Source organism: Cytobacillus firmus DS1 (assembly GCF_000565285.1).
GTDB classification, from domain to species: domain Bacteria; phylum Bacillota; class Bacilli; order Bacillales; family Cytobacillaceae; genus Cytobacillus; species Cytobacillus firmus_A.
Window position 1 is genome coordinate 135,621 of sequence record NZ_APVL01000003.1, and the last position, 23,533, is coordinate 159,153.

Below are 23,533 nucleotides of genomic sequence, written 5' to 3' on the forward strand. Positions count from 1 at the left end.
GTTAGATCACCTTCTTCCCAGTCTTAGCCTCATAACGGATTTTCTCTTTTAACTTATTAATTCCGTAAATCAATGCTGCCGGATTCGGCGGGCATCCTGGTATGTATACATCAACAGGGACAATCTGATCGACCCCTTTAACAACTGAGTAAGATTTCACATAAGGTCCTCCCGCAGTTGCACAGGAGCCCATCGCGATCACCCATTTTGGTTCAGGCATCTGATCATAAAGACGGCGGACAATAGGCGCCATTTTCTTTGTTACTGTACCTGAAACAATCATGACATCAGACTGACGGGGAGATGTACGGAAAAAGGAACCAAAACGGTCCAAATCGTAATGAGATGAACCTACACCCATCATTTCAATGGCACAGCAAGCAAGCCCGAAGGTCATTGGCCACAATGAATTACTCCGCGCCCACGCTTTAATCTGTTCCAAAGTTGCCATAAACACATTGCGCTGCAGTTCTTCCATTTCTTCCGGTGTAATATTATCCAGCTTTAAATCCATTTCAGCACCTTCTTTTTCCATGCATAAACAAGTCCAATTATTAGCATAAATACAAAAATCAGCATCTCAATCAATGCAAAAATACCAAGCTTCTCATATGCCACTGCCCACGGGTACAAAAATACTGTTTCCACATCAAAAATGACAAACATCAGGGCAAAAATATAATAGCGGACATTGAACTGCACCCTCGAATCATGGAATGGCTCAATCCCGCTTTCATATGTGGTATACTTTGTATCATATGGCTTATAGGGCCGCAAAAGCTTTCCCAAAAACAAAGCCACCACAGGCAGCAAAACGCCCAGGCACAAAAACACGAAAACTATCAAATAGTTATTCTGGTATAAATTCCAAAGCTCCATGCCCTTCCCCTCCAATGCTGAAAATTTTCACAACATTTAAACATGTAACCGTAACCATTATACACCCTACTCTCCCATGTGTCGACACAACCTCAGACTATTATTGGAAATTCTCGCTGCACGCAAAAATGGATCTCCGGGAGAGAATTTCATTGCCAAGTTTGATACACCTTCCTTAGATTATATGAGCTTGCCCCCTGTCAATATCCATGAAATTCTTCTTTATATTCATCTGCCATTAAAAAACAAATTCTCTGCTTTGTCAGTGAGATATGTAACACCCCAGAATAATTTTCCTTCTTAACACCCCTAGGAAAAACTTTCTATTTAAACCATCTTAAGGTTTAAATATATCAAATATGACTATTTCTAAGGCTTTTCGTCCATCCAGTATGAACATTATGATGTTTTTCCATTTCTTCGTTATTTTCCTGAAATGTGCGTAATTTAATTATAACTTCTCTGTTCTTTTACTCAGAATTTTCTGTGCTAGCATTAAATTTATCAACAACGTTAATAGGAGGTTTAACATGAAAAAGTATTTTTATTATCTGCTCGCGAGCTTAACTATCTGGAGCACAGCAGGTATAAGCGCATATGCAGAAGAAGTAACTGTAAAAAAAGGGGATACTCTTTGGTCCATAGCACAAAAACATGAGGTGTCCGTTCAGGAAATTAAAAACTGGAATGGCCTATCCAAGGATTTGATTCACCCAAATGATAAACTTGATGTTTCTCCTGAAGAAATATACATAGTAGAATCCGGTGATACTCTCTGGAATATTGCCAAAACATACAATGTAAGTGTACATAACCTTAAGAAGTGGAATCAGCTGAAATCCGATTTTATTAAACCTGGATTAGAGCTTATCATCTATAAAAATGGATCAATGAAAAAAAATACCGCTAATCCTAAGACGGTCGTAAAAGCTGCTAACACCAATAAGCCTGCAGCAAAAGAGGGCAAAAACCTGACTGTGACAGCAACTGCCTATACAGCGAGCTGTGAAGGATGTATCGGCATTACAAAAACAGGAGTCAATCTTATCGATAATCCGGATGAAAAAGTAATTGCTGTTGATCCGGACGTAATTCCTTTGGGTTCTAAAGTATTTGTAGAAGGATATGGCTATGCAACTGCCGAAGATATAGGCGGCGGAATTAACGGACATGAAATTGATGTGTTTATTCCTGGAGAACAGGATGCACTGCAGTGGGGAAGAAAAGATGTAAAGGTTACTATCCTAAATTAATCAAAGAGGTCTCTCACTGCAGGGACCTCTTTGTTCATTTGCTTTATTCATTTATAGGCTGCTTTTTGTAAAGTATGTTTCACATACCCGGCAAAAAGCTTTTAATAGATTTTGCATACATCTGATCCGGGTCGCTTCGTCAAATAAGAACACATTGAATATCTCCGCTTCAAGCATAAGGAATACTTTCATGGTGGCATCATCATTATTGCTTACATGATTATTTGTAAAATAGCTGATTAACTCTCTTTCATAATATTCTATCGTTCCAAATAATACAGTAGACAAGGATATCACCCCCTGGTTTTCTCAAACCTTGTCTTTCTAAGCACATGTTGATACTATATGACTCTATTCAACGGCTTTCAACAAAATCTGACACTTTTAACAAAATAGATAAATTAGTTAAAATAGCCATTCCTTTTTAATATAAATGAAATATAGCTGTTTCCTTTGAAATTAATTTTTGTGATAAAGTTATATTAAGAGCTAAAATAGGAGAATTACTTATGACTAAAAACAACTGCCCAGCTATTCAAAAATTCGAGGAGCTCGTTAAAAAAAGCAATGAGCTAAAAAGGGAGCTGGATGTCACTCCTTTTGAAGATAAACAAAAGTTCATGAGCCTTCTAAAAAAACTCATGACCGTGCATAAGAATTTGGACCAGTTAACCTTATATGACCAGACAAAGTGAAAGTAAAAATAAATGAAGGACAGGCATTTGCCTGTCCTTTCTTCATGTATCCGCATCAACCACTCAACCACCAACATATCAACCATCAATAAAGTGAAACTTCAATTGTTTCCTCCGAGTCTTGAAGTGGGGGTCTTACTGCCCGTTAGACTGCGATAAAATCCACCTAAAAAAACAGGCTGCCCTCTTGATGGCAGCCTGTTTCTATCATTAGCGTCTTCTGCGGTTTCTAAGGAACGCCGGTGTATCAAGTGACTCTTCCTGCGGGTCAGCCTGCACACGATAATTATCCTGAACCGGTTCCCGATATTCTCTAGGCTCTCTAACCGGACGGCGATTGCTTGGTTCTTCTGCATAATGATATGTATGATCATATTCTTTTTCTACAGGAGGTCTTGAACTCGGTTTAGCTCTTAACTCCTCTTGTTCATTGAAGCCGGTAGCGATAACCGTAACAAGAATTTCTTCCTTTAAGGAATCATTTATGACTGAACCAAAAATCATATTCACTTCTTCATCTGAAGCAGAAGCAACAATATCTGCAGCCTCCTGCACTTCATATAAGCTGATATTTGCTCCGCCTGTAATGTTCATGATGACGCCGCGGGCTCCGTTAATGGACGTTTCAAGCAGCGGACTTGATATGGCTTTACGGGCAGCTTCAGCCGCACGGTCCTCCCCAGTGGCAATTCCGATCCCCATTAAAGCTGTTCCTTTGTGAGACATAACAGTTTTAACATCGGCAAAATCGAGGTTAATTAAACCAGGAACTGCAATCAGGTCAGAAATGCCCTGTACGCCTTGGCGAAGAACATTATCCGCTTCCATAAACGCTTCAAGCATAGGTGTTTTCTTATCAATAATCTCCAATAAGCGATCATTTGGAATAATAATTAGCGTATCAACAGCTTTTTTCATGGCTTCGATGCCTGCATCAGCATTGGCTGCACGCTTGCGTCCTTCAAATTTGAAAGGGCGTGTTACCACACCGATTGTCAGTGCACCCACTTCACGTGCAATGCGTGCAATAGCAGGAGCAGCACCTGTTCCGGTTCCGCCGCCCATTCCGGCAGTAACGAATACCATGTCGGCACCCTTCAGCACTTCACGAAGCTGGCTTTCACTTTCCTCAGCTGCTTTTCTGCCCACTTCAGGATTAGCCCCTGCACCCAGGCCCCTTGTTAAGGCTGCACCGATTTGCATGGTTACTTCTGCCTTTGATTGATTTAGAGCTTGTCCATCTGTATTGACAGCAATAAACTCTACTCCCTCAACTCCATGTTCGATCATCCGATTTACAGCGTTATTCCCCCCGCCGCCGACTCCGATGACTTTGATCGTAGCGTATTGGTCTATATTTGTATCAAACTCCAGCATTGCGGCTCCTCCTTTTATTCAAATAGACTTGCATGATAGCTTTAAAAAAGAGAGTAACCTTTAAAGGTTTACTCTCTTCTATTGTAAAGGCCTATATAAAAGAATTCGAGTGATATATCTCTTTTTTGGGGCAATTTTCTCAAAATTCGGGTGGTAAATATTTCTGAAACAAAAACACCCCCCAGCCAGGCCAGGAGGTGTTGTGAATTATTATTAGAACTTTCTTTCCGAAACTTCGATACGGTTGATCGCACGCTGAAGTGCAAGCTCTGCACGGCGGAAATCGATGTTTTCACGCTTCTGCTCATTCAGGCGCTGTTCAGCACGCTGCTTGGCGCGAACGGCACGCTCTACATCAATTTCATCTGCCTGTTCAGCAGATTGCGCTAAAATCGTTACCTGCTCCGGACGGACTTCAAGGAATCCGCCGCTTACTGCGACGAAATCAGTTTTTCCGCCGTTTTTTAAACGAACGGCTCCAATTTGTAACGGTGCAACCATTGGAATGTGTCCAGGTAAAATTCCAAGCTCACCGCTTTGAGCTTTTGTGCTTACCATTTCCACATCTGATTCATACACCGGGCCATCGGGAGTAACAACACTGACTTTAATCGTCTTCATTTTTTACCCTCCTGGTCCAGAATTAGACCTCTACGCCCATTTTCTTTGCACTCTCGATTACTTCTTCGATTCGGCCGACAAGTCGGAATGCATCTTCTGGCAGGTGGTCGTACTTGCCTTCAAGAATATCTTTGAAGCCTTTAACTGTTTCTTTAACAGGTACGTATGAACCTGGCTGGCCAGTAAACTGCTCAGCAACGTGGAAGTTTTGAGATAAGAAGAACTGGATACGGCGCGCACGTGCTACGATTAGCTTATCTTCATCAGAAAGCTCGTCCATACCAAGGATTGCGATGATATCCTGTAATTCTCTGTAACGCTGTAATGTTTGCTGTACTTGACGCGCAACTGCATAATGTTCTTCTCCAACGATTTCAGGTGACAATGCACGAGAAGTTGAAGCAAGTGGATCCACCGCAGGGTAGATACCCATTTCAGAAAGCTTACGCTCAAGGTTAGTTGTTGCATCTAAGTGGGCGAAAGTTGTAGCCGGAGCCGGATCCGTATAGTCATCGGCTGGTACGTAAATCGCCTGGATGGAAGTAACAGAACCTACGTTAGTAGATGTGATACGTTCCTGTAATTTACCCATTTCAGTAGCAAGTGTCGGCTGGTAACCAACGGCAGATGGCATACGGCCTAATAGGGCTGATACCTCTGAACCTGCCTGAGTAAAACGGAAAATGTTATCCATGAAGAAAAGAACGTCCTGTCCCTGATCATCACGGAAGAATTCAGCCATAGTCAAACCAGTCAGGGCAACACGCATACGCGCTCCCGGCGGCTCGTTCATCTGACCGAATACCATCGCTGTTTTCTTGATAACGCCTGAATCCGTCATTTCATGATAAAGGTCATTACCTTCACGCGTACGCTCACCAACACCGGCGAATACGGAAATACCGCCGTGCTCCTGAGCGATGTTATTGATCAATTCCTGGATTAATACGGTTTTACCTACACCGGCACCACCGAACAGACCGATCTTACCACCTTTAATGTATGGAGCAAGAAGGTCTACTACCTTAATACCAGTTTCAAGAATTTCTACTTCAGTAGAAAGCTGCTCAAACTTAGGAGCCTCTCTGTGGATCGAATCACGACGGGCATCTGCAGCGATTGCTGGATCTAAGTCGATTGATTCACCAAGCACGTTAAATACACGTCCAAGTGTTACATCACCTACTGGTACAGAGATAGGAGCACCCGAGTCAACAACTTCACTTCCGCGCTGTAAGCCGTCAGTAGAAGACATTGCAATGGTGCGGACTGTATCATCACCTAAATGAAGGGCAACTTCAAGGGTTAAGTTGATGTCAACTTCAGATTCGTTACGCGCTGGGTTTGTAACAGTCAATGCATTATAGATCTCAGGAAGCTGGCCGCTTTCGAACTTTACGTCAACAACCGGACCCATAACTTGAAGAACGCGTCCTTTGTTCATCTTTTTCCCTCCTCTTTCATTTCACGTAATGGGAGCGTACAGGCAGCAACCCGTTCTCCGCATTTCGTTTGTGTCTAGCTCCAGCGCCTAGCCCCTCGAGGTCATAAGCCAATCCCTTCCGGAAGGAAAGAACACCTTCCAGAAGGGCTCGGCTTATGCTTGTCGGACTTGCACAGGATGTGCTGACGTCAACGTTCGCCACAGGACGTGGCGGCATTTAGTTGACGTTCATCTGAATAGGCGCTTCCGCTTTTCGTTTTTATTCTAACGCGGCTGCTCCGCCGACGATTTCGGTAATTTCCTGCGTGATGGCTGCCTGACGTGCACGGTTGTAGCTTAAGCTTAACGAGTTGATAAGTTCTTTAGCGTTATCCGTTGCATTCTGCATCGCTGTCATCCTTGCAGCGTGTTCACTTGCCTTACTGTCTAAAAGCGCTCCGTAGATTAAGCTTTCAGCGTATTGAGGCAGCAATACTTTTAAAATTTCTTCAGCGGAAGGTTCAAACTCATAAGATGTAAGCTTTTTCGAGCTGGAGATATCCGTAAGCGGAAGAAGCTTCTTCTCTGTTACATCCTGTTGAATCGCGCTGACATAATGGCTGTAGTACATATATAATTCGTCAAATGTCTCATCAGCGAACATGCCAACTGTTTTGCTGGCAATATCCTTGATTTCAGCAAATGCAGGCTGGTCCGCAACAGCAACAATATCCAGAATGACGTTCATATTGCGCTTTCTGAAAAAGTCGCGGCCCACACGTCCGATCGCAATGATTGCATACTCATCCGGTGATTTATGGCGCTTTTGAATTGTCTGGTAGACATTTCGCAAAACGTTACTGTTATAAGCTCCCGCAAGTCCGCGGTCAGAAGTGATTACAAGGTAACCAGTTTTCTTGACTGGGCGGCTGGTCAGCATTGGATGTGATACATCTTTGCTTCCCAAAGCGATGCTTGCCGTAACTTCCTGGATTTTCTCCATATAAGGCACGAATGATCTTGCGTTCATTTCCGCCTTATTCATTTTCGCAGCCGATACCATCTGCATTGCTTTTGTAATTTGACTCGTTTTCTTCGTAGAAGTAATACGATTTTTTATATCGCGTAATGATGCCACAGGTTCTCACCACCCTTTTTCAAAGTTTGTCAGACCCTAACAAGAGAAGCAAAGGGAGGGGATTGTACCCCTAACCTTAATTGCATGCTCTATTATTCGGATACTGCGAAAGTTTTCTTAAAGTCGTTAATCGCAGATGCCATATCGTCATCAGAAGGAAGTTCTTTTGTAGTCACGATATGGTCTAACAAATCTTTGCGGTTATGGTCTAACCATGAAAGGAATTCAGATTCGAAACGACGAATATCCTGTACAGGAATGTCATCTAAGAAGCCGCGAGTTAGAGCGTAAAGGATTGCAACCTGCTTCTCAACTTTTAACGGCTTGTTAAGATCCTGCTTTAGAACCTCTACTGTACGGGCACCACGGTTAAGTTTAGCCTGTGTTGCTTTATCAAGGTCAGAACCGAACTGGGCAAATGATTCAAGTTCACGGTATGAAGCAAGGTCAAGACGCAGTGTACCTGCAACCTTTTTCATTGCTTTGATCTGTGCAGATCCACCTACACGTGATACAGAAAGACCTGCGTTGATCGCCGGACGCACACCGGAGAAGAATAGGTCAGACTGAAGGAAAATTTGTCCGTCAGTGATTGAGATAACGTTTGTCGGAATGTAAGCAGAAACATCGCCTGCTTGTGTTTCGATAAATGGAAGCGCAGTGATTGAACCTGCACCTTTCGCATCACTTAGCTTCGCAGCGCGCTCTAATAAGCGGCTGTGCAAGTAGAATACGTCCCCTGGATATGCTTCACGGCCTGGAGGACGGCGCAATAGCAATGAAAGCTCACGGTAAGCAGAAGCTTGCTTTGTTAAGTCATCATACACAACAAGAACGTGCTTGCCGTTGTACATGAACTCTTCACCCATTGTTACCCCAGCGTAAGGAGCCAGGTATAGCATTGGAGCAGGCTGTGATGCAGATGCTGTTACAACGATTGTGTAATCAAGCGCACCTTGCTTACGAAGCGTTTCTACTGCATTACGAACTGTAGATTCTTTTTGTCCGATTGCCACATAGATACATACCATATCCTGATCTTTTTGGTTCAGGATTGTATCGATTGCAACGGATGTTTTACCTGTCTGACGGTCACCGATGATTAACTCACGCTGTCCGCGGCCGATTGGCACAAGTGCGTCAATCGCCTTGATTCCTGTTTGAAGCGGCTCGTGTACGGATTTACGATCCATAACACCTGGTGCCGGGCTTTCAATCGGACGTGATTTTGTTGTGTTGATTGGACCCATGCCATCTACTGGCTGTCCAAGAGGGTTTACGACGCGGCCGATCAGTTCTTCACCAACCGGTACCTCCATGATGCGGCCCGTACGGCGTACTTCATCGCCTTCACGGATTTCTGTAAATGGTCCTAAAATGATAATACCGACGTTATTTTCTTCAAGGTTTTGTGCCATACCCATAACGCCGTTTGAAAATTCAACAAGTTCTCCAGCCATGACATTGTCGAGGCCATGAGCACGAGCGATACCGTCACCAACAGAGATAACCGTACCTACATCACTCACTTGAATTTCCGACTGATAGTTTTCGATTTGCTTTTTTATCAGCGCACTGATTTCTTCAGCATTGATGCTCATGAGTTTCACCCCTATCTACGAATCTTAGCCTAACAATTGACGCTCAAGACGCTCTAGCTTTCCGCGCAAGCTGCCGTCGAAAATCCGGTTTCCGATTCGAAGCTTGATGCCGCCGAGCAAGTTAGTATCAACAATATTGTCAATACGAAGTGATTTTTTTCCAACCTTAGCTGCAAATGATACAGATAATGCTTCCTTCTCTGCTTCAGATAGCGGACGGACAGTGTACACTTTTGCATCCGCAATTCCTTTTTTGTCATTCGCCAGGCTTATAAAATGATCTGCCACATCAGAGATATGATCTTCGCGGTGGCGTTCAATTAATATCATTAACGTGTTTAGAACAAACGTGTTCACAGATGCAAATGCTTCTTTTAAAATCTCTTTTTTCTTCTCAATTGAAAGCTTTGGAGATTTCAAAACAGACTTTAAATCTGAGTTATGGTTTACTACTTCTTTCACTGCACGAAGCTCTTCTTCCATTTGGTCAAGAAGCTGGTGTTCATTCGCAAGCTGGAAAAGAGCCAACGCGTAGCGCTTTGCTACTGTGGAGCCCGTCATCGCTTTTCTCCTGCCTCTTGAATGTATTCATTGATCAGCTTTTCCTGATCAGCTGCACTTAGTTCCTTCTCGATAACCTTGGAAGCAATTAGGACAGATAATGAAGCGACCTGCTCGCGGATAGCGGCAACCGCCTGTTCTTTCTGCTGCTCGATTTCAAGCTTTGCAGATTCCTTAATGCGCTCAGACTCAGTGCGGGCAGCCGCAACGATCTCCTCACGCTGCACATCGCCTTGTTTCTTCGCATTTTCAATAAGGCCCTGTGCTTCTGTACGTGCTTCTTTTAAAAGATTTCTTTGCTCTTCTAAAAGCTTCTTTGCTTCTGTACGGCTTTCTTCAGCCGCTTGAATTTCCCCGGCAATGTGCTCTTCACGCTGCTGCATAATGCCCATTAACGGACCCCACGCGAATTTTTTCAGCAATGCCAACAAGATAATGAACATAATCAGCTGGTACAAAATGTCCCCGCCGTTAAAACCGCCGCCTGCAGCGCCTAAAACTAGACTGTTTGTTAACACCCTCGATTCACTCCCTTCAAGAGTTGTTCCACTTATGAAACGGAGTCATATGCATGATTCCGAATTAGTTTACATAAAAAAACATAAAGGAATGGCGAAGGTTCATGGAATGATCTTCGCCATTTTTGAACGATTGGTACAGTATTAATTAACCGCCGATAACCATGAACGCGATAACAACGCCAATGATCGGAACGGCCTCAACTAGTGCAACCCCGATGAACATTGTAGTTTGAAGCATACCGCGAGCTTCTGGCTGGCGAGCCATACCTTCAACTGTTTTTGATACGATAAGACCGTTACCGATACCGGCACCTAGTGCTGCTAAACCGATTGCAATTGCTGCTGCTAAAAGACCCATTATTGTGTTCCTCCTTAAATTGTATGAAAATTTATTTGTTTAAAATGTTTTGTCCATAAAATGAACAGGTATATATTAATGGTCGTGGCTCACTTTGTGTGCCATATAAACCATTGTTAACATACAGAAAATGAATGCCTGGATTGATCCGACAAAGATTGAGAATCCCTGCCATACAAGTGTTGGTATAACTGCGGCAAGCATTCCGCCTACACCGGCATGTGCAAGTCCTCCGACAAGCAATGTCAGCAGGATTTCACCTGCGTAGATGTTACCGTAAAGACGAAGTCCCAATGTCAGAGTGTTTGCAAACTCTTCAATGATTTTCAATGGGAACAAGAAAGGCATTGGCCTGATAAAATCCCGGCCGTATTCTCCTACTCCTTTAAGCTTTACGCCATAATAATGCGAAAGCCCGACTACCATTGCCGCTAATGTTAAAGTGATAACAGGATCGGCTGTTGGCGATTTCCACCATAAAGTGTGATCATAAGTGATCGCGAACGGAAGTCCGAGCATGTTTGATACAAAAATATACATGATCAGGGTTAATCCAAGGATATGGAATCTTCCGCCTGTCTTCCAGTCCATCGTACTGTTAATGATATTCTTAACAAAATCCATAATCCATTCGAAGAAGTTTTGCATCCCCGTTGGTTTCATGGCCAATCGACGGGTTGAAAGCAAAGCAATAATGAAGACAATAGCACTTGCCACTGTAATCATCAGTACGTTTGATAAGTTGAAATTCAATCCTAAAAATTCTTTTATAGGAGCTTCATGATGCAATAGTGTTCACCTCTCTTCCCGCTATTTACGTAAATGAAAAGATTGAAGAAAATAATCTATCATAATGACAATATAGGATGTCATTAATCCAAATACCACACTGATCAGATGCAGCTTTTCAGGATATTCCAGTGCGACCATGACAGCAAATACTGCTGTAGCCATCCTGGATACCGTTCCAAGTGAACGCACCTTCTCGCCTCTCTCGACCGCCTCTCCAAATTGCAGCGCCTTTCGGGAAATCAGCCACAAATTGAACAAACTTAAGCATGTACCAAAGATCAAGCCAAGAAAAATAGATTGATATGGTGTAAAGCCCCAGCCGAGAACGTAAACAGACAACAAAAGGAATATGTATTTTCGCTGTCTCAGAAAAGTTGCTTTGATCTCCGGCATGATGTTCATTCTCCTGTGAAAAAATGTTGGATTAGACGAAGCATGGCGTAAATCCCGGCGCCAAGTCCAATGAACAAGCCGATTAAAAGGAATAAAGGCTCAGTTCCTGCCTTGCTGTCAAGCCATCTTCCGGCGAAAATGCCAATGAGCGCGGAACCTACTAACTGGGAAAGAATGGCGGACATTAAGGCCATCGCCTTAAATGGGTTGCGGTCTTTTTGACGCATAAAAACGCATCCTCCCTTAAAGAGAATGGTAAGAGGGTTTGAGGCCGTAAATAATCATATAAACATCATGCAGAAGTGGGAAATATGTCTGCAAAAATATTTTGAAAACCCTATCATCTTTTACCCTTTGTAAGCATACAATAGGGCTTTGTCAATGTCAATGCGTTTGGAGTGAAAAAGTTCACAAACAAAAAGGTAAAAATATGGTATGTTCACATATTTATCACATTTAATTTTTGTATTTCTATTGAAAAAGGAGCGATATTCTGCATCGCCCCTGAAAACGCTTTATTTTTTTCCTTTTCACTTGCTTAGTAACCTCTTCTGATCTGCTGAAGGCACCGGGTCCCCCAGCTGGCCATCCGGCCTCACAAATAGATAGGTTTCAATCCAGTCTTCCCTGCCTGCCTTTTTGGCAAACACTTTCGCCAAATACAGTCCCGGCCCAGGCAGCTTATCAGAAGGGATTTCCTGCAGCAGCTGCCCCTTGCCGGCATTTCTTTTCCAATCCAGAAATCCCATGAACCGGAGACTTTCCGAATCAAACATTGCAATTCCGAATTCCTCCGCCCCGCCAGGCAGATACACTTCATAACGATATGTACCAGGCTTATCTCCTTTGCCGATTCCGAATCCCATCACCCTTGGGTAATCCGGCTCTTCAAGCACATAAAGGTATGGTATATGGATACTCTCGGCTCCTGCTTTCAATAGAAGGTACCCGTCATGGATCTTTTTCTTTAAAAGGGTCGGATCAGCAGACATTTTAATTTCAGCCTTTTTCTTTTCGCCCGGGTTCAATTGAAACGTCAAAGGCATTTCCCAATCAATTCCCTGCTCCTTATAGGGTACAGAAAAAGAATAAGACTGCGTTTTTCCACTTATATTTTCAACCGTTATAAAACTGCTGTGGTCATGCAGCCTGTCTGCGATCTGAAATTTCCCGAATTGCATGGAAGCCGGGAAGACAAGCGTTTCTGCTTTCAGTGCCTGATCAAGCTGGATTCTGCCGGCTCCCTGCTCATACGTTCTATATGTTTGTCCTTCCGCGTTCCTAATAAGCTTAGCGGTATTCATGAGTGCTGCCTTAATCTGTTCCGGTCCCCATTCAGGATGAGCCTGTTTGAGGATAGCACAGGCACCTGCTACATGCGGAGCGGCCATGCTTGTTCCCTGAAGCGGCAGGTATCCGCCTGGAATGGTGCTATTTATAGCGACTCCCGGTGCCACAACATCCGGTTTAATTTCCCATGTGGATGTAACAGGCCCGCGGGAGCTGAAGTCAGCCAGTATGTCCCTTTCTTCTATTATATTAGTCCGGGCAAGGAGCCGTCCTTCCTTCATAAGATTCTTGAGCTCCTCTCCTTCCTCCTTTGAAAGCGCCGCTGCCGGAATGGGAACCTCGCTGTCCAGATTGCCGAAGAACCTGCCTTTTGTATTATTAAAGATAATAATTCCCTCTGCTCCTGCTTCCATTGCATGAACCGCTTTATCAGTAAACGTTAGTTCCCCTCTTTCTATTAGTACTATTTTTCCTTCCGCATTCTTCAATTCATCCGGGTGCCCGAGTCCTCCATCGATCATTTCATACGAGCGGTCAAATTCCCATTCCTTTGAACCCTGAAGCAAATCAAGGCGGATTCCTCGTCCGTTTATGCTCAAAATTGGCACCTTCATTGTTGGGGTCGAGGCTCCGACAGAAATGGCCTTCGACGCTGTTCCAGGGGATCCTACGGTCCAGATATTCGGTCCCGAATTGCCAGATGAAGTAACAGCAGTTATTCCTTTTTCAACCGCTTTATTCAGGGCAATGCTTATTGGCAGGTCAGGTCCGTTTACGTTATTTCCCAAGGAAAGGTTTAAGACATCCACTTTATCCTTTATAGCCTGTTCGATAGCTGCTATAACCTGTTCTGTTGTTCCGCTTCCTCCTGGTCCGAGAGCTCTGTAAGCAATGATGGTTGCTTCCGGTGCGACCCCCTGGATCCTGCCATTTGCCGCAATGATACCTGCGACGTGAGTGCCGTGCAGTGTGCCTTGTCCCCCGGCAGCCTTTGTTTCCATCGGATCTCTATCATTATCCACCAGATCGCGCCCGCCTCCATAGCTCCTTCGTAAGTCGGGATGATTATAATCGATGCCGGTGTCGATCACGCCAACTAACACACCCTTGCCTGTGAGGCGCTGATTATTTTCATCATAAAAGCCTCTGGCATTCTGGCCGCCAATCAGCTTGATATTGTCATTGGAATGGACATGATAGGTATTAACCTGTGAAACAGAAGAGACTGATTCCAGCTCTTGCAGGCTTTTCAATGCAGATGGCTTTCCTTTTACTGAAAAGCCGTTTAATGCCTGATTGAATGTATGCCTGATTTGCAGCTCAGGGTTTTGTTCTATCATATGTTTTATTTCCTGTTCCTTCTTTGCATCACTTAATACAACGATTGCCACTTTTTCTATATCAGGTGACTCTTCCGGAATAGGAGGGTGTGAAATTGTCCGGGCTGAAACAGGATTCTGACTCCAAAACAAGGATATGACTGTTATAATCAATAAGAATTTTTTCATTAGAAAAACCCACCCTCTTTTTGTTTTAGGGTGGGCTGAACTACGGCCTAGTATTCGTGTATATTCTTTTCTATGTATTAAAACAGCTGATTCGGTTCCAGTTTTCCTTTTCGGATTAAATGGTCCCGCTTTTTATCTCTCCACATATCCGTTATGGTCGCAGCTATCAGTAATACGGTAAGCAGGATTCCTTTTCCTTCTGCCAGCTTAAATACCAGGGCGATAAGACCTTCGGACATTAAGGTTCCCATTAATGAAGCCAGCAGCATGATGATCCAGACAACCAATGCTCCTTCTAATACGGCTAATGCTCTCATTTATTCGACCTCCCGGGTATATAAAATCATTATGCCAATACCCCGCAGACAGCAGTCTAAACGTAAATCTTGCAATTCGGGCATTCCTTTACTTTCCAAATATCTTCTGCCAGATGCTTTTGCTTTTTTCAGCCTCTAATGCACCGGCTACTTCTTCTACAGACTTTTGTGTCGCCATTAGTTTTTCATAGAGGGAAGTGACTTTTTCGCTCTCTTTTTCATAGCCTTGTGCATGGGCATTTCTTAAATCTTCAATTGTGAGTTTGAGCTCGTGCACTTCATGTATCAGCTGTTTGTTTTGTTCTCTGATTTTATTCTGGGTAAGACGGGATTGCTCGTTTTGCTGCACGAGGAAGCTGACAAGCTTTTTCATATCTGTCAGTTCGGAATTCACATTCACAAGCGAGGTGGAGCTGCTTTCTTCCTCATCCTCCACTGTAATGATGACCGGAATTCCTGCATCCTCAAGCTTTGCTGTGACTTCCTCTTTTTTCAGCCCATCCGAATATAATTTCCGGATAAATTTCAGCTTTTCAATTTCGGAAACCTGGATTTTATAGCGATTATGTTCCTTCCGATAATTTATGTATTCTGCATGCTCCTGCAAATAACGCTTTAAGCTATTCTCAGGTATGTCCGGAAGTGCCTCTTTAAGTTCTTTCATTGTCAAATACTGATTTGCCAACGTCCTTCAGCACCTTTCTTGGTATCTTGCCGATAGACCCAGCTCTCGCCGGGCATTACCCATGACTAACCACCTAACCGTCAACAAAACCACCATGGTCATTTTTTGCGGTAAATGCACCTTCAACGATGCTGTCTCCGCCACTATTTCTCCAACCATGATTACGCCATTTGATCACTCTAAATCATTTCGAAACATTGATATATCAACACTTTACATATAACCATCCAACCATCAACATGTTAACCGCTTACTATTTCTGTTCGAATCTGCCTTCCGTTTCTTCTTTACTCTATCATAACTTTTCCAGCTTTACGGGGAAAGAGACTTTTAACATAAAAATTAAATAGATTTTCCTGCTCATCATCAACCACCCAACCACCAACATATCAACCATCCTGTTTTGGGTTAATGTGGTCCGCTTCTCCCCTCCCCTTTATGAAAGAGGAACAGAAAAATGCACCTCATCTATGAGAGGTGCACTTCTTTTAGTTTTGCGGTTTATATTCATCCGGACGATCATTCGTCTGTTTAAAATGGTAGCGGATAGCATCGCAAATTCTTCTGGAGGCATTTCCGTCTCCATATGGGTTTACGGCTTTCGCCATTTTTTCATAAGCTGACCCATCTGTCAGAAGTTCGGTTGCCAGTTCGTAAATTGGCTGTTCCTCAATGCCGGCAAGCTTAAGAGTGCCTGCTTCAATTCCTTCAGGCCTTTCCGTTGTTTCACGCAGAACAAGGACAGGCACACCCAGTGATGGTGCTTCTTCCTGAACTCCGCCCGAATCAGTCAGAATCAGATGAGCTCTTGAAGCAAAGTTATGGAAATCTATGACGTCAAGCGGCTCAATCAGATGAATACGGCTATCGCTGCCAAGGATTTCTGATGCGATCTCCCGTACAGCCGGGTTCATATGAACGGGATATACGACTTGTATATCTTTCTGTTCTTCCACCAGCCTTTTAATAGCCTTGAACATGTTCCGCATCGGCTCGCCCAGGTTTTCACGGCGGTGTGCAGTCAGCAGCACTAGGCGGTCATCGCCGATTTTCTCAAGGACTTCATGGTGATACGTATCTTTAACCGTTGTTTTAAGGGCATCAATTGCCGTATTTCCGGTGATGAAAATACTTTCGCTCTTTTTATTTTCATTTAAGAGATTTTCCGCTGACTTCGATGTTGGCGAGAAATGCAGATCAGCCATGACACCTGTAAGCTGGCGGTTCATTTCCTCAGGGAATGGAGAGTATTTATTCCATGTGCGCAGTCCCGCTTCCACATGGCCGACGACAATCTTGTTATAGAAAGCGGCAAGGCTTGCAATAAACGTTGTAGTGGTATCACCGTGAACAAGCACGATATCCGGCTTTACTTCCTTCATGATTTTATCAAGGCCTTCAAGTCCGCGTGTAGTCACATCCACCAATGTCTGGCGGTCTTTCATGATATTCAGGTCATAATCTGGTGTGACCTTAAAAATATTTAATACCTGATCGAGCATTTCGCGATGCTGTGCCGTCACAGTCACAATCGATTCAAAATGCTCAGGGTGTTTTTGAAGTTCAAGAACAAGAGGAGCCATTTTAATGGCTTCAGGCCTTGTCCCGAAAATCGTCATTACTCTTATTGAGGAAAACATTTAAAGCACCTTCCCCTTACATAAAAGATAAATACCTCTTATCTTTCTATGATTAAAAAAGGGATAAGGTGCTTCAAAAAGGAATTATTTCGTCCCGAATAAACGGTCGCCTGCATCGCCCAATCCAGGGACGATATAGCCTTTTTCGTTCAATTTTTCGTCTAATGCTGCGATATAGATGTCAACGTCAGGGTGAGCTTCTTTCACAGCTTCCACGCCTTCAGGAGCGGCAATCAGGCACATGAATTTAATGTTTTTGCCTCCGCGCTTTTTAAGAGAATGGATGGCTTCAACCGCAGAGCCGCCAGTTGCAAGCATTGGGTCAACTACGATGAAATCTCTTTCTTCCACATCACTTGGAAGCTTTACATAGTATTCAACCGGCTGCAGGGTTTCCGGGTCGCGGTATAAGCCGATATGGCCCACTTTTGCAGCTGGAATCAGCTTCAGGATACCATCAACCATTCCAATTCCCGCGCGCAGAATCGGGATGATCCCTATCTTCTTACCTGCAAGCACATTGGACTTCATCGTGCTGACTGGTGTATCAATTGTTATTTCTTCTAAAGGCATATCGCGGGTAATTTCAAATGCCATCAATGTTGCCACTTCATCGACAAGCTCGCGGAATTCCTTTGTTCCCGTACTCTTTTCACGAATGTATGTAAGCTTATGCTGAATTAATGGATGATCAAAAACGTAAACCTTTGCCATGAGTATCTCTCCTTTTCATTATGCAGATTAGTCGAACCACACTTCGTCTAATTTTACAGAAAAACAATTCCATCGGCAACTATGATTCGTATTTGTAAAAGAAAAATCATTATTATTATCGGCGGCATGGCGGGGATTAGCTTCCCCTGGAGCCAGACAGTTCTCGAAGTCCAAACTTTTCTTTAATAACCACATAAAAGCCGGCCTCTTGCTGAGACCGGCTGTTGATTAATATTCAGGATATAAAGTGAAGCTGCCTGTTAAGGCTTCTACGCGCTGCGCCGCTTCCTGAAGCTTCCCTTCATCTTCATGATTTTTCAGTGTGAAGGCGATGATGGATGCAATTTCCTGCATTTCTTTTTCTCCAAATCCGCGGGACGTAACAGCCGCTGTGCCGATGCGGATGCCGCTTGTGACGAATGGGCTTTCCGGATCGAACGGAATGGTGTTTTTGTTGACAGTAATGCCGACCTCATCAAGTACCTTCTCCGCCACTTTCCCTGTTAGGCTAAGGGAGCGTAGGTCAACCAGCAGCAAATGGTTGTCTGTACCCTGTGATACAAGGTCAATTCCTTCAGCCTGCAATGCTTCAGCCAGCTTTTTAGCATTCGCAATGATATTGCCTGCATAGGTTTTGAAATCATCCTGAAGCGCTTCGCCAAAGGCAACCGCTTTTGCCGCAATGACGTGCATTAAAGGACCGCCCTGGATTCCAGGGAAAATGGATTTATCAATTTTCTTCGCGTATTCTTCTTTGCAGAGAATCATGCCGCCGCGCGGTCCGCGCAATGTCTTGTGAGTGGTAGTTGTAACAAAGTCCGCAAACGGAACCGGATTCTGATGAAGCCCAGCAGCTACAAGGCCTGCAATGTGAGCCATATCAACCATCAGCATGGCACCGACTTCATCTGCAATTTCACGGAAACGCTTGAAGTCAATTTCACGCGGATAGGCACTTGCACCCGCTACGATTAATTTTGGCTTAGACGTGCGGGCTTTTTCAAGAACATCTTCATAATCGATGCGATGTGTTTCTTTATCCACACCATATTCGACGAAATTGTACTGCACGCCGCTGAAGTTAACAGGACTGCCGTGAGTTAAATGTCCGCCATGGGATAGATTCATGCCAAGAACAGTATCTCCCTGCTCCAGGACAGTGAAGTATACGGCCATGTTTGCCTGTGCACCTGAATGCGGCTGCACGTTCACATGCTCTGCACCAAAAATTTCTTTCGCACGGTCACGGGCTAAATCTTCGACTACATCCACATGCTCACATCCGCCATAATAGCGGCGGCCCGGATAGCCTTCAGCATACTTGTTTGTTAAAACAGAACCCTGTGCTTCCATAACCGCTTCACTGACAAAGTTTTCAGAAGCGATTAATTCAATTTTTGTTCTCTGGCGTCCTAATTCTTCTTGAATCGACTTGAAAACCTGCTCATCCTGCTGTGCTAAATGCTTCATAAGAATCCTCCCTTTTCTCCAACACACTTTTAATAAAAGAAAGCTTTGTGAAGGCTCTCCATTTTTATGTATCGATCTTTTTGTGAAAATTCTTTTTTATTTTAGCACGTTTTCTGAAAAAGTGACAGGCACCTATACCAGTTTGGCAGATTGGTATGGGTACCTGTCACCATCCTTTTAATCCCAGTTCCAATAATCCTTCTCCCCGAGGTATGGAGCACGGATTTGTTCTTCTCTTTTAAGCTTTAATAGTTCTTTCACCGGGCCGGTAACCACTGCTCCATAGACAATGAATCCATTTTTCTTCAGGTATTGATGACGTTCTTTCAGATAGTCAAGACCGAGGAAGTTCTCATAATAGCTTTGAGATTCATTTTTTAAGAGACCCTCCATCTGTTTCAGCATCACTTTTTTATTTTCATCCATAAATTCCTCATTAAGGGCTAATTTCGATTCAGACTTATAATCATCGCCTGCTTTCCTTCCTCCGGCCAAACCATAAATGGAAGTTAATTCGATTGAGTTTCCTCCGCTGCCGTAACCCGTCTTAAATTCTTTCAGTTCTCCTGTATAGAGCGGCATCCAAAGGACTTCCAGGTCATATGGCTTTAAAAGCTCCAGCAGTTCTTCCGGCTTCATGAATGACTGGGTGGAAAATGCCAGTTCCGCCACTGTCCCTTCGTGTATTTTTTCAAGAGAAGTCCAGACCGCAGGCTCCCCTTCAGCTGCCAGCCTTTTTCCGCTATTCGGATTTTCAGGCAGGGAAAAACGGTAAATGCTTTCATTTTGCGGCTGAAATTCCTGAATACTCAAGGTGGAATATGAATTTAATAACCTTTTCTCAACCTTCACCTCTCCAATTGTCTGATACTCCCGGCCAATTTTCCGTGCGATCGGATAGGATATTTTCTGTGTCAGAAATGGCGTTACTTCTTTATTCAGCATGCCTCCGAAATCCTCATGCATGTTTGGGTACTTCCAATCCAGTGCCACCTTACTGTAAAAAGCATGCTTTCTTTCACTATTGGCAGCGTCTGACAGTATATTTACGGCCATCATATATGCCCAGAAGAGAAACAAGCAGGCAGCAAGCACTTTAACCACTCTGAATGTTAAGGTAAATCTGTATTTAACCATGATTTTCTTTTCGCGGTCTTTGTTCCAGTCAGTCATGTTCTTCCCTCCATTGTTCATCGGCAAGCTGAGCAAGCTTTTTCCGGGCCCGATGCAGTGTCACCTTGACTTGATTTTCTGATAGATCCAATGTTTCCCGGATCTCACTATAGCTAAAAGACTCAAATTCTCTTAAATATAAAATAGAACGATATTGTTCCGGCAGACAGCTCATTAGGTCTGCGACTTTTTCCTTCGATTCTTTCTTTAATGCTGAATCCTCAGGCAATCCGTATGGACTGGTCATTTCTCCCTTTGAAAATAAATAACCGGCAAAAGGAATCTTATTTCTCCTCTGCCGTTTCCGCCATTCATCCAAATAAGCATTCCTGGCTACCTTAAAAAGCCATGCCCTTACATCTTCCTGTTTGTAGAAAGAGAGAGAAACCGTTGCCTTAATGAATGTTTCCTGCGTTAGATCTTCAGCTGTTTCCTTAGACCCTGACATCTTATATAAATAGTAATAAAGCGGTCTGGCATAATGACGATATAAATCATCCAGCCGATCCCGCCTGCTCTCCTTCAACGGCTTCTCCCCCCTTTCTCACTAAAGGCTGCACTATATACACGCTCTTCCTTCTTGAATGTTACATGTTATATAAAAAAAGTGACAGGCACCTAATCCAAAATTGATAATTAAAGCCCCATTCACCAGGTGATTGGGGCCGCAAAATTATAATTATATCATCTGCAGGATTCATTCTCAGCGTTTCGTTCATAAATCGCGCGGGCCCCGCCAATGAGTTTTGGCCTGGTTTTGGCCATGGTGACGTGCGCCTCGCCGACTGATTTTTGGGAGGTCCTGATAGGAACAGCTACATGCTTCAGGTGCATGCCGATCAGAGTATCTCCGATATCGATGCCGGCATCTGCCTTAATAAACTCGACCATGACGGGATCTTTGAAGTGTTCATAGGCATATGTCGCCATCGCGCCGCCAGCCGTGCGGTGAGGAATGACGGCTACTTCATCCAGGTTTCTTGCCTCGGCAACAGCCCGTTCAACAACTAATGCCCTGTTCAAATGTTCGCAGCATTGAAAAGCCAGAGCAGCCCCGGTGTCCTGGCGGAGCTTGTCCAGACGCTCAAAAATCATTTCAGCCACTTGTTCCGTTCCGGCTGTGCCTATTCGTTTCCCGGCGACTTCACTTGTGCTGCAGCCCACTACAAGAAGGTGCTTCTCACTTAAAGGAACTTGTTCGCTGAATTCACGTATGATTGTATCAAGTTCTGTTTTCCATTGTTCAATCAAAAAAGCTCCCCCCTTTGAAAGATTTACTTCGTTTCGTAAGCAGTAATCTTTCCGACACGGTTTTCATGGCGGCCGCCTTCAAAGTCTGTTGAAAGCCATACTTTTGCAATTTCACGAGCCAGACCTGGGCCTATCACTCGTTCACCCATAGCGAGGATGTTGCTGTCATTATGTTCACGGGTTGCTTTTGCACTGAATACATCATGCACAAGTGCACAGCGGATTCCCTTTACTTTGTTGGCCGAGATGCTCATTCCGATTCCAGTTCCGCAGATCAGAATACCTTTATCGAATTCACCGCCGGCTACCTTTTCGGCAACAGGCAATGCATAATCCGGATAATCTACTGAAGTTTCGCATTCACAGCCGAAATCTTCATATTCAATGCCCATTTCATCCATCAGGTTTTTTATTTCTTCGCGGAGATTAAGTCCCCCATGGTCTGATGCGATTGCAATTTTCATAATGAAACCCTCCAGTTTGAAGCCGCTTTATTTTGATATTATGCTCTTATTTTGACACAAAACCTTGAAAATATAAAGAAAGGGAGCCGCATTTTGGGCTCCCTTATAATTTAAATTTAGTAATGGTGCTATTTAATTTTTCCGCCTGCTCTTTTAGCTCGATGGCGAGCTTTTCCACATTGCCGATTACAGCTGTCTGGTGCTGAGTGGCAGCTGAAACCTCCTGTGCACCTGCTGATGTCTCCTCAGCAATGGCTGCTACTTCCTGGGATTGGGTGGATGTATGCTGGATGCCTTCCATCTGGTTATCCACCAGGCCTGAAATGGCAGACACTGAAGCAGCCATTTCATTGACTACTTTCGCCATTTCCTCTATCACTTCATTTGTTTTCGTGCCTTTTTTCATTTCATTATTAGCAGTCTCCACCTGATAAGAGATTTGCGTGACGACATTACGGACCTCTTCCTGAATGTTTTTTATCAGTTCTGAGATGCCCTGGACTGCCTTAGCACTCTCATCTGCAAGCTTCCGCACTTCTTCAGCGACTACAGCAAATCCTTTGCCATGGTCCCCCGCACGGGCCGCTTCAATGGAGGCATTTAAAGCAAGAAGGTTTGTCTGTGCTGCAATGTCACCGACAAGCTGTATAATCTGCTCTACCTTTACGGCATTTTGCTCAAGACGCTTTACTGTCTGAAGTGATTCCTCATTATCCTGGGCAAGTTTTTCTATGCCGGAAATAAGCGAATGGATCACCTTCTTTGATTCCATCAGGTCCTGAACCATTTCACCGGAAACAGTTTGTGATGCTTTTGCTGTATCCTGGACTTCCTGGGCAATGCGCAGGACATCTTCCATGGATTCAGCTGTTAACTGAATGGATACAGCAGAACTATCTGCTCCCTGGGAAATCTCGCTGATGGTTCTGGCAATCGCATCTGCCTGCTCTGCAGCTGCTGAAGACTCGGCAGACATCGCAATGACCTTTTCATTCGTTTCTTTGAAGTTCTCATCAATCTTATGAACCATATCCCTTAAATTGAAAAGCATATGATTGAATGCAATGCCCAATGAACGAATCTCATCATCTGACTTGGAGAGCTCTGCATCCTGGCCGATATCACCATTGGCAGCCATGAGTGCCGTTTTTTCAAGCTTCTGCAATGGTTTAGTGATAAAGCCTGCAGCAAAAAAGGCTAGTACACCTGACCAGAAAATCCCCATTCCTAAGGTTAGAATAGTAAAAACAACCTCTCCAAATGGAAGCATCTCTTCAATGCTTGGAAATAAGAAGTAAAGAAATACAGCACTTGTTGTGTATGTAATGATGGCCAGCGATGTAATGAATAATACGAGCTTTTTTCTAAGGCCGAATTTATAGCCCTTTTTCTCCCCCATTATGTTGTCC

The 23,533-nt window shown here is 43.9% G+C and carries 27 protein-coding genes; 2 read left to right on the plus strand and 25 right to left on the minus strand.

Translation table 11 applies throughout. The features are described from left to right. Position 1: 1 nt before the first annotated feature. A complete protein-coding gene (locus PBF_RS05045) occupies positions 2-514 on the minus strand; it encodes a NuoB/complex I 20 kDa subunit family protein (RefSeq protein WP_035327895.1) in 513 nt (170 codons plus the stop codon). Continuing rightward, on the minus strand, positions 505-879 hold the full coding sequence (locus PBF_RS05050; protein WP_035327896.1) for an NADH-quinone oxidoreductase subunit A: 375 nt from the start codon (positions 877-879) through the stop codon (positions 505-507). The genes PBF_RS05045 and PBF_RS05050 overlap by 10 nt, the downstream gene beginning before the upstream one ends. Positions 880-1,409: 530 nt before the next feature. On the opposite strand from PBF_RS05050, the gene PBF_RS05055 reads away from it, so the two are divergent. Beyond that, positions 1,410-2,132, plus strand: a complete 723-nt coding sequence (locus PBF_RS05055; RefSeq protein WP_035327899.1) for a 3D domain-containing protein — start codon at positions 1,410-1,412, stop codon at positions 2,130-2,132. Positions 2,133-2,183: 51 nt separating this feature from the next. On the opposite strand, the gene PBF_RS05060 is transcribed toward PBF_RS05055, so the two are convergent. Next, positions 2,184-2,420, minus strand: coding sequence for a hypothetical protein (locus PBF_RS05060; protein WP_035327904.1), 237 nt, complete (start codon positions 2,418-2,420; stop codon positions 2,184-2,186). A 221-nt stretch (positions 2,421-2,641) separates the two neighbouring features. Between PBF_RS05060 and PBF_RS05065 the strand changes: the two genes are divergently transcribed. After that, positions 2,642-2,827 (plus strand): hypothetical protein, encoded by a 186-nt coding sequence (locus tag PBF_RS05065; RefSeq protein WP_035327905.1) that lies wholly within the window; start codon positions 2,642-2,644, stop codon positions 2,825-2,827. Positions 2,828-3,037: 210 nt separating this feature from the next. On the opposite strand, the gene ftsZ is transcribed toward PBF_RS05065, so the two are convergent. The 22 genes from ftsZ to PBF_RS05175 form a co-directional block, all read right to left on the minus strand. After that, a complete protein-coding gene (gene ftsZ, locus PBF_RS05070; protein WP_035327913.1) occupies positions 3,038-4,204 on the minus strand; it encodes a cell division protein FtsZ in 1,167 nt (388 codons plus the stop codon). A gap of 213 nt (positions 4,205-4,417) precedes the next feature. Beyond that, positions 4,418-4,825 carry a F0F1 ATP synthase subunit epsilon gene (locus tag PBF_RS05075; RefSeq protein WP_035327916.1) on the minus strand — a complete coding sequence of 136 codons (408 nt, stop codon included), beginning with the start codon at positions 4,823-4,825 and terminating at the stop codon, positions 4,418-4,420. 22 nt (positions 4,826-4,847) lie between these two features. After that, entirely contained in the window at positions 4,848-6,269 is a 1,422-nt protein-coding gene (gene atpD / locus PBF_RS05080; protein ID WP_035327923.1) for a F0F1 ATP synthase subunit beta, read from the minus strand. 259 nt (positions 6,270-6,528) lie between these two features. Next, complete coding sequence (locus tag PBF_RS05085; RefSeq protein WP_035327924.1) at positions 6,529-7,386, minus strand: F0F1 ATP synthase subunit gamma; 858 nt, start codon at positions 7,384-7,386, stop codon at positions 6,529-6,531. A 92-nt stretch (positions 7,387-7,478) separates the two neighbouring features. Then, positions 7,479-8,987 (minus strand): F0F1 ATP synthase subunit alpha, encoded by a 1,509-nt coding sequence (gene atpA / locus PBF_RS05090; protein ID WP_035327926.1) that lies wholly within the window; start codon positions 8,985-8,987, stop codon positions 7,479-7,481. 24 nt (positions 8,988-9,011) lie between these two features. Continuing rightward, the gene (locus PBF_RS05095; protein WP_035327929.1) at positions 9,012-9,548 is read right to left on the minus strand and encodes a F0F1 ATP synthase subunit delta; all 537 of its coding nucleotides are present in this window, start codon (positions 9,546-9,548) and stop codon (positions 9,012-9,014) included. After that, complete coding sequence (locus PBF_RS05100; protein WP_035327934.1) at positions 9,545-10,066, minus strand: F0F1 ATP synthase subunit B; 522 nt, start codon at positions 10,064-10,066, stop codon at positions 9,545-9,547. Before PBF_RS05100 ends, PBF_RS05095 begins: the two co-directional genes overlap by 4 nt. Before the next feature lie 148 nt (positions 10,067-10,214). After that, positions 10,215-10,427, minus strand: a complete 213-nt coding sequence (gene atpE / locus PBF_RS05105) for a F0F1 ATP synthase subunit C (protein ID WP_009332220.1) — start codon at positions 10,425-10,427, stop codon at positions 10,215-10,217. Between the two features lie 75 nt (positions 10,428-10,502). Next, positions 10,503-11,216 carry a F0F1 ATP synthase subunit A gene (gene atpB / locus PBF_RS05110; RefSeq protein ID WP_035327937.1) on the minus strand — a complete coding sequence of 238 codons (714 nt, stop codon included), beginning with the start codon at positions 11,214-11,216 and terminating at the stop codon, positions 10,503-10,505. Positions 11,217-11,237: 21 nt separating this feature from the next. Then, on the minus strand, positions 11,238-11,612 hold the full coding sequence (locus PBF_RS05115) for an ATP synthase subunit I (protein WP_035327938.1): 375 nt from the start codon (positions 11,610-11,612) through the stop codon (positions 11,238-11,240). A gap of 5 nt (positions 11,613-11,617) precedes the next feature. Further along, positions 11,618-11,839, minus strand: a complete 222-nt coding sequence (locus PBF_RS05120; protein ID WP_035327940.1) for an AtpZ/AtpI family protein — start codon at positions 11,837-11,839, stop codon at positions 11,618-11,620. 303 nt (positions 11,840-12,142) lie between these two features. Beyond that, the gene (locus tag PBF_RS05125) at positions 12,143-14,410 is read right to left on the minus strand and encodes a S8 family serine peptidase (RefSeq protein ID WP_035327943.1); all 2,268 of its coding nucleotides are present in this window, start codon (positions 14,408-14,410) and stop codon (positions 12,143-12,145) included. Positions 14,411-14,487: 77 nt separating this feature from the next. Further along, on the minus strand, positions 14,488-14,727 hold the full coding sequence (locus tag PBF_RS05130) for a hypothetical protein (protein ID WP_035327948.1): 240 nt from the start codon (positions 14,725-14,727) through the stop codon (positions 14,488-14,490). 88 nt (positions 14,728-14,815) lie between these two features. Then, the gene (locus PBF_RS05135) at positions 14,816-15,412 is read right to left on the minus strand and encodes a hypothetical protein (protein ID WP_035327949.1); all 597 of its coding nucleotides are present in this window, start codon (positions 15,410-15,412) and stop codon (positions 14,816-14,818) included. Between the two features lie 488 nt (positions 15,413-15,900). After that, positions 15,901-17,052 (minus strand): non-hydrolyzing UDP-N-acetylglucosamine 2-epimerase, encoded by a 1,152-nt coding sequence (gene wecB, locus PBF_RS05140; protein WP_035327950.1) that lies wholly within the window; start codon positions 17,050-17,052, stop codon positions 15,901-15,903. 84 nt (positions 17,053-17,136) lie between these two features. Further along, complete coding sequence (gene upp, locus PBF_RS05145; RefSeq protein ID WP_035327952.1) at positions 17,137-17,766, minus strand: uracil phosphoribosyltransferase; 630 nt, start codon at positions 17,764-17,766, stop codon at positions 17,137-17,139. Positions 17,767-17,994: 228 nt separating this feature from the next. After that, positions 17,995-19,236: a serine hydroxymethyltransferase gene (glyA, locus tag PBF_RS05150; protein ID WP_035327954.1), complete on the minus strand. Its 1,242-nt coding sequence runs from the start codon at positions 19,234-19,236 to the stop codon at positions 17,995-17,997. Between the two features lie 177 nt (positions 19,237-19,413). Beyond that, complete coding sequence (locus PBF_RS05155; protein ID WP_035327956.1) at positions 19,414-20,409, minus strand: anti-sigma factor; 996 nt, start codon at positions 20,407-20,409, stop codon at positions 19,414-19,416. Further along, on the minus strand, positions 20,402-20,935 hold the full coding sequence (locus PBF_RS05160) for a sigma-70 family RNA polymerase sigma factor (protein WP_051488815.1): 534 nt from the start codon (positions 20,933-20,935) through the stop codon (positions 20,402-20,404). Before PBF_RS05160 ends, PBF_RS05155 begins: the two co-directional genes overlap by 8 nt. Positions 20,936-21,093: 158 nt before the next feature. After that, entirely contained in the window at positions 21,094-21,660 is a 567-nt protein-coding gene (locus PBF_RS05165; protein WP_035327958.1) for a TIGR01440 family protein, read from the minus strand. Positions 21,661-21,683: 23 nt separating this feature from the next. Beyond that, a complete protein-coding gene (gene rpiB, locus PBF_RS05170; RefSeq protein WP_035327960.1) occupies positions 21,684-22,124 on the minus strand; it encodes a ribose 5-phosphate isomerase B in 441 nt (146 codons plus the stop codon). A gap of 103 nt (positions 22,125-22,227) precedes the next feature. Continuing rightward, on the minus strand, positions 22,228-23,523 hold the full coding sequence (locus PBF_RS05175; RefSeq protein ID WP_035327962.1) for a methyl-accepting chemotaxis protein: 1,296 nt from the start codon (positions 23,521-23,523) through the stop codon (positions 22,228-22,230). Positions 23,524-23,533 lie beyond the last annotated feature (10 nt).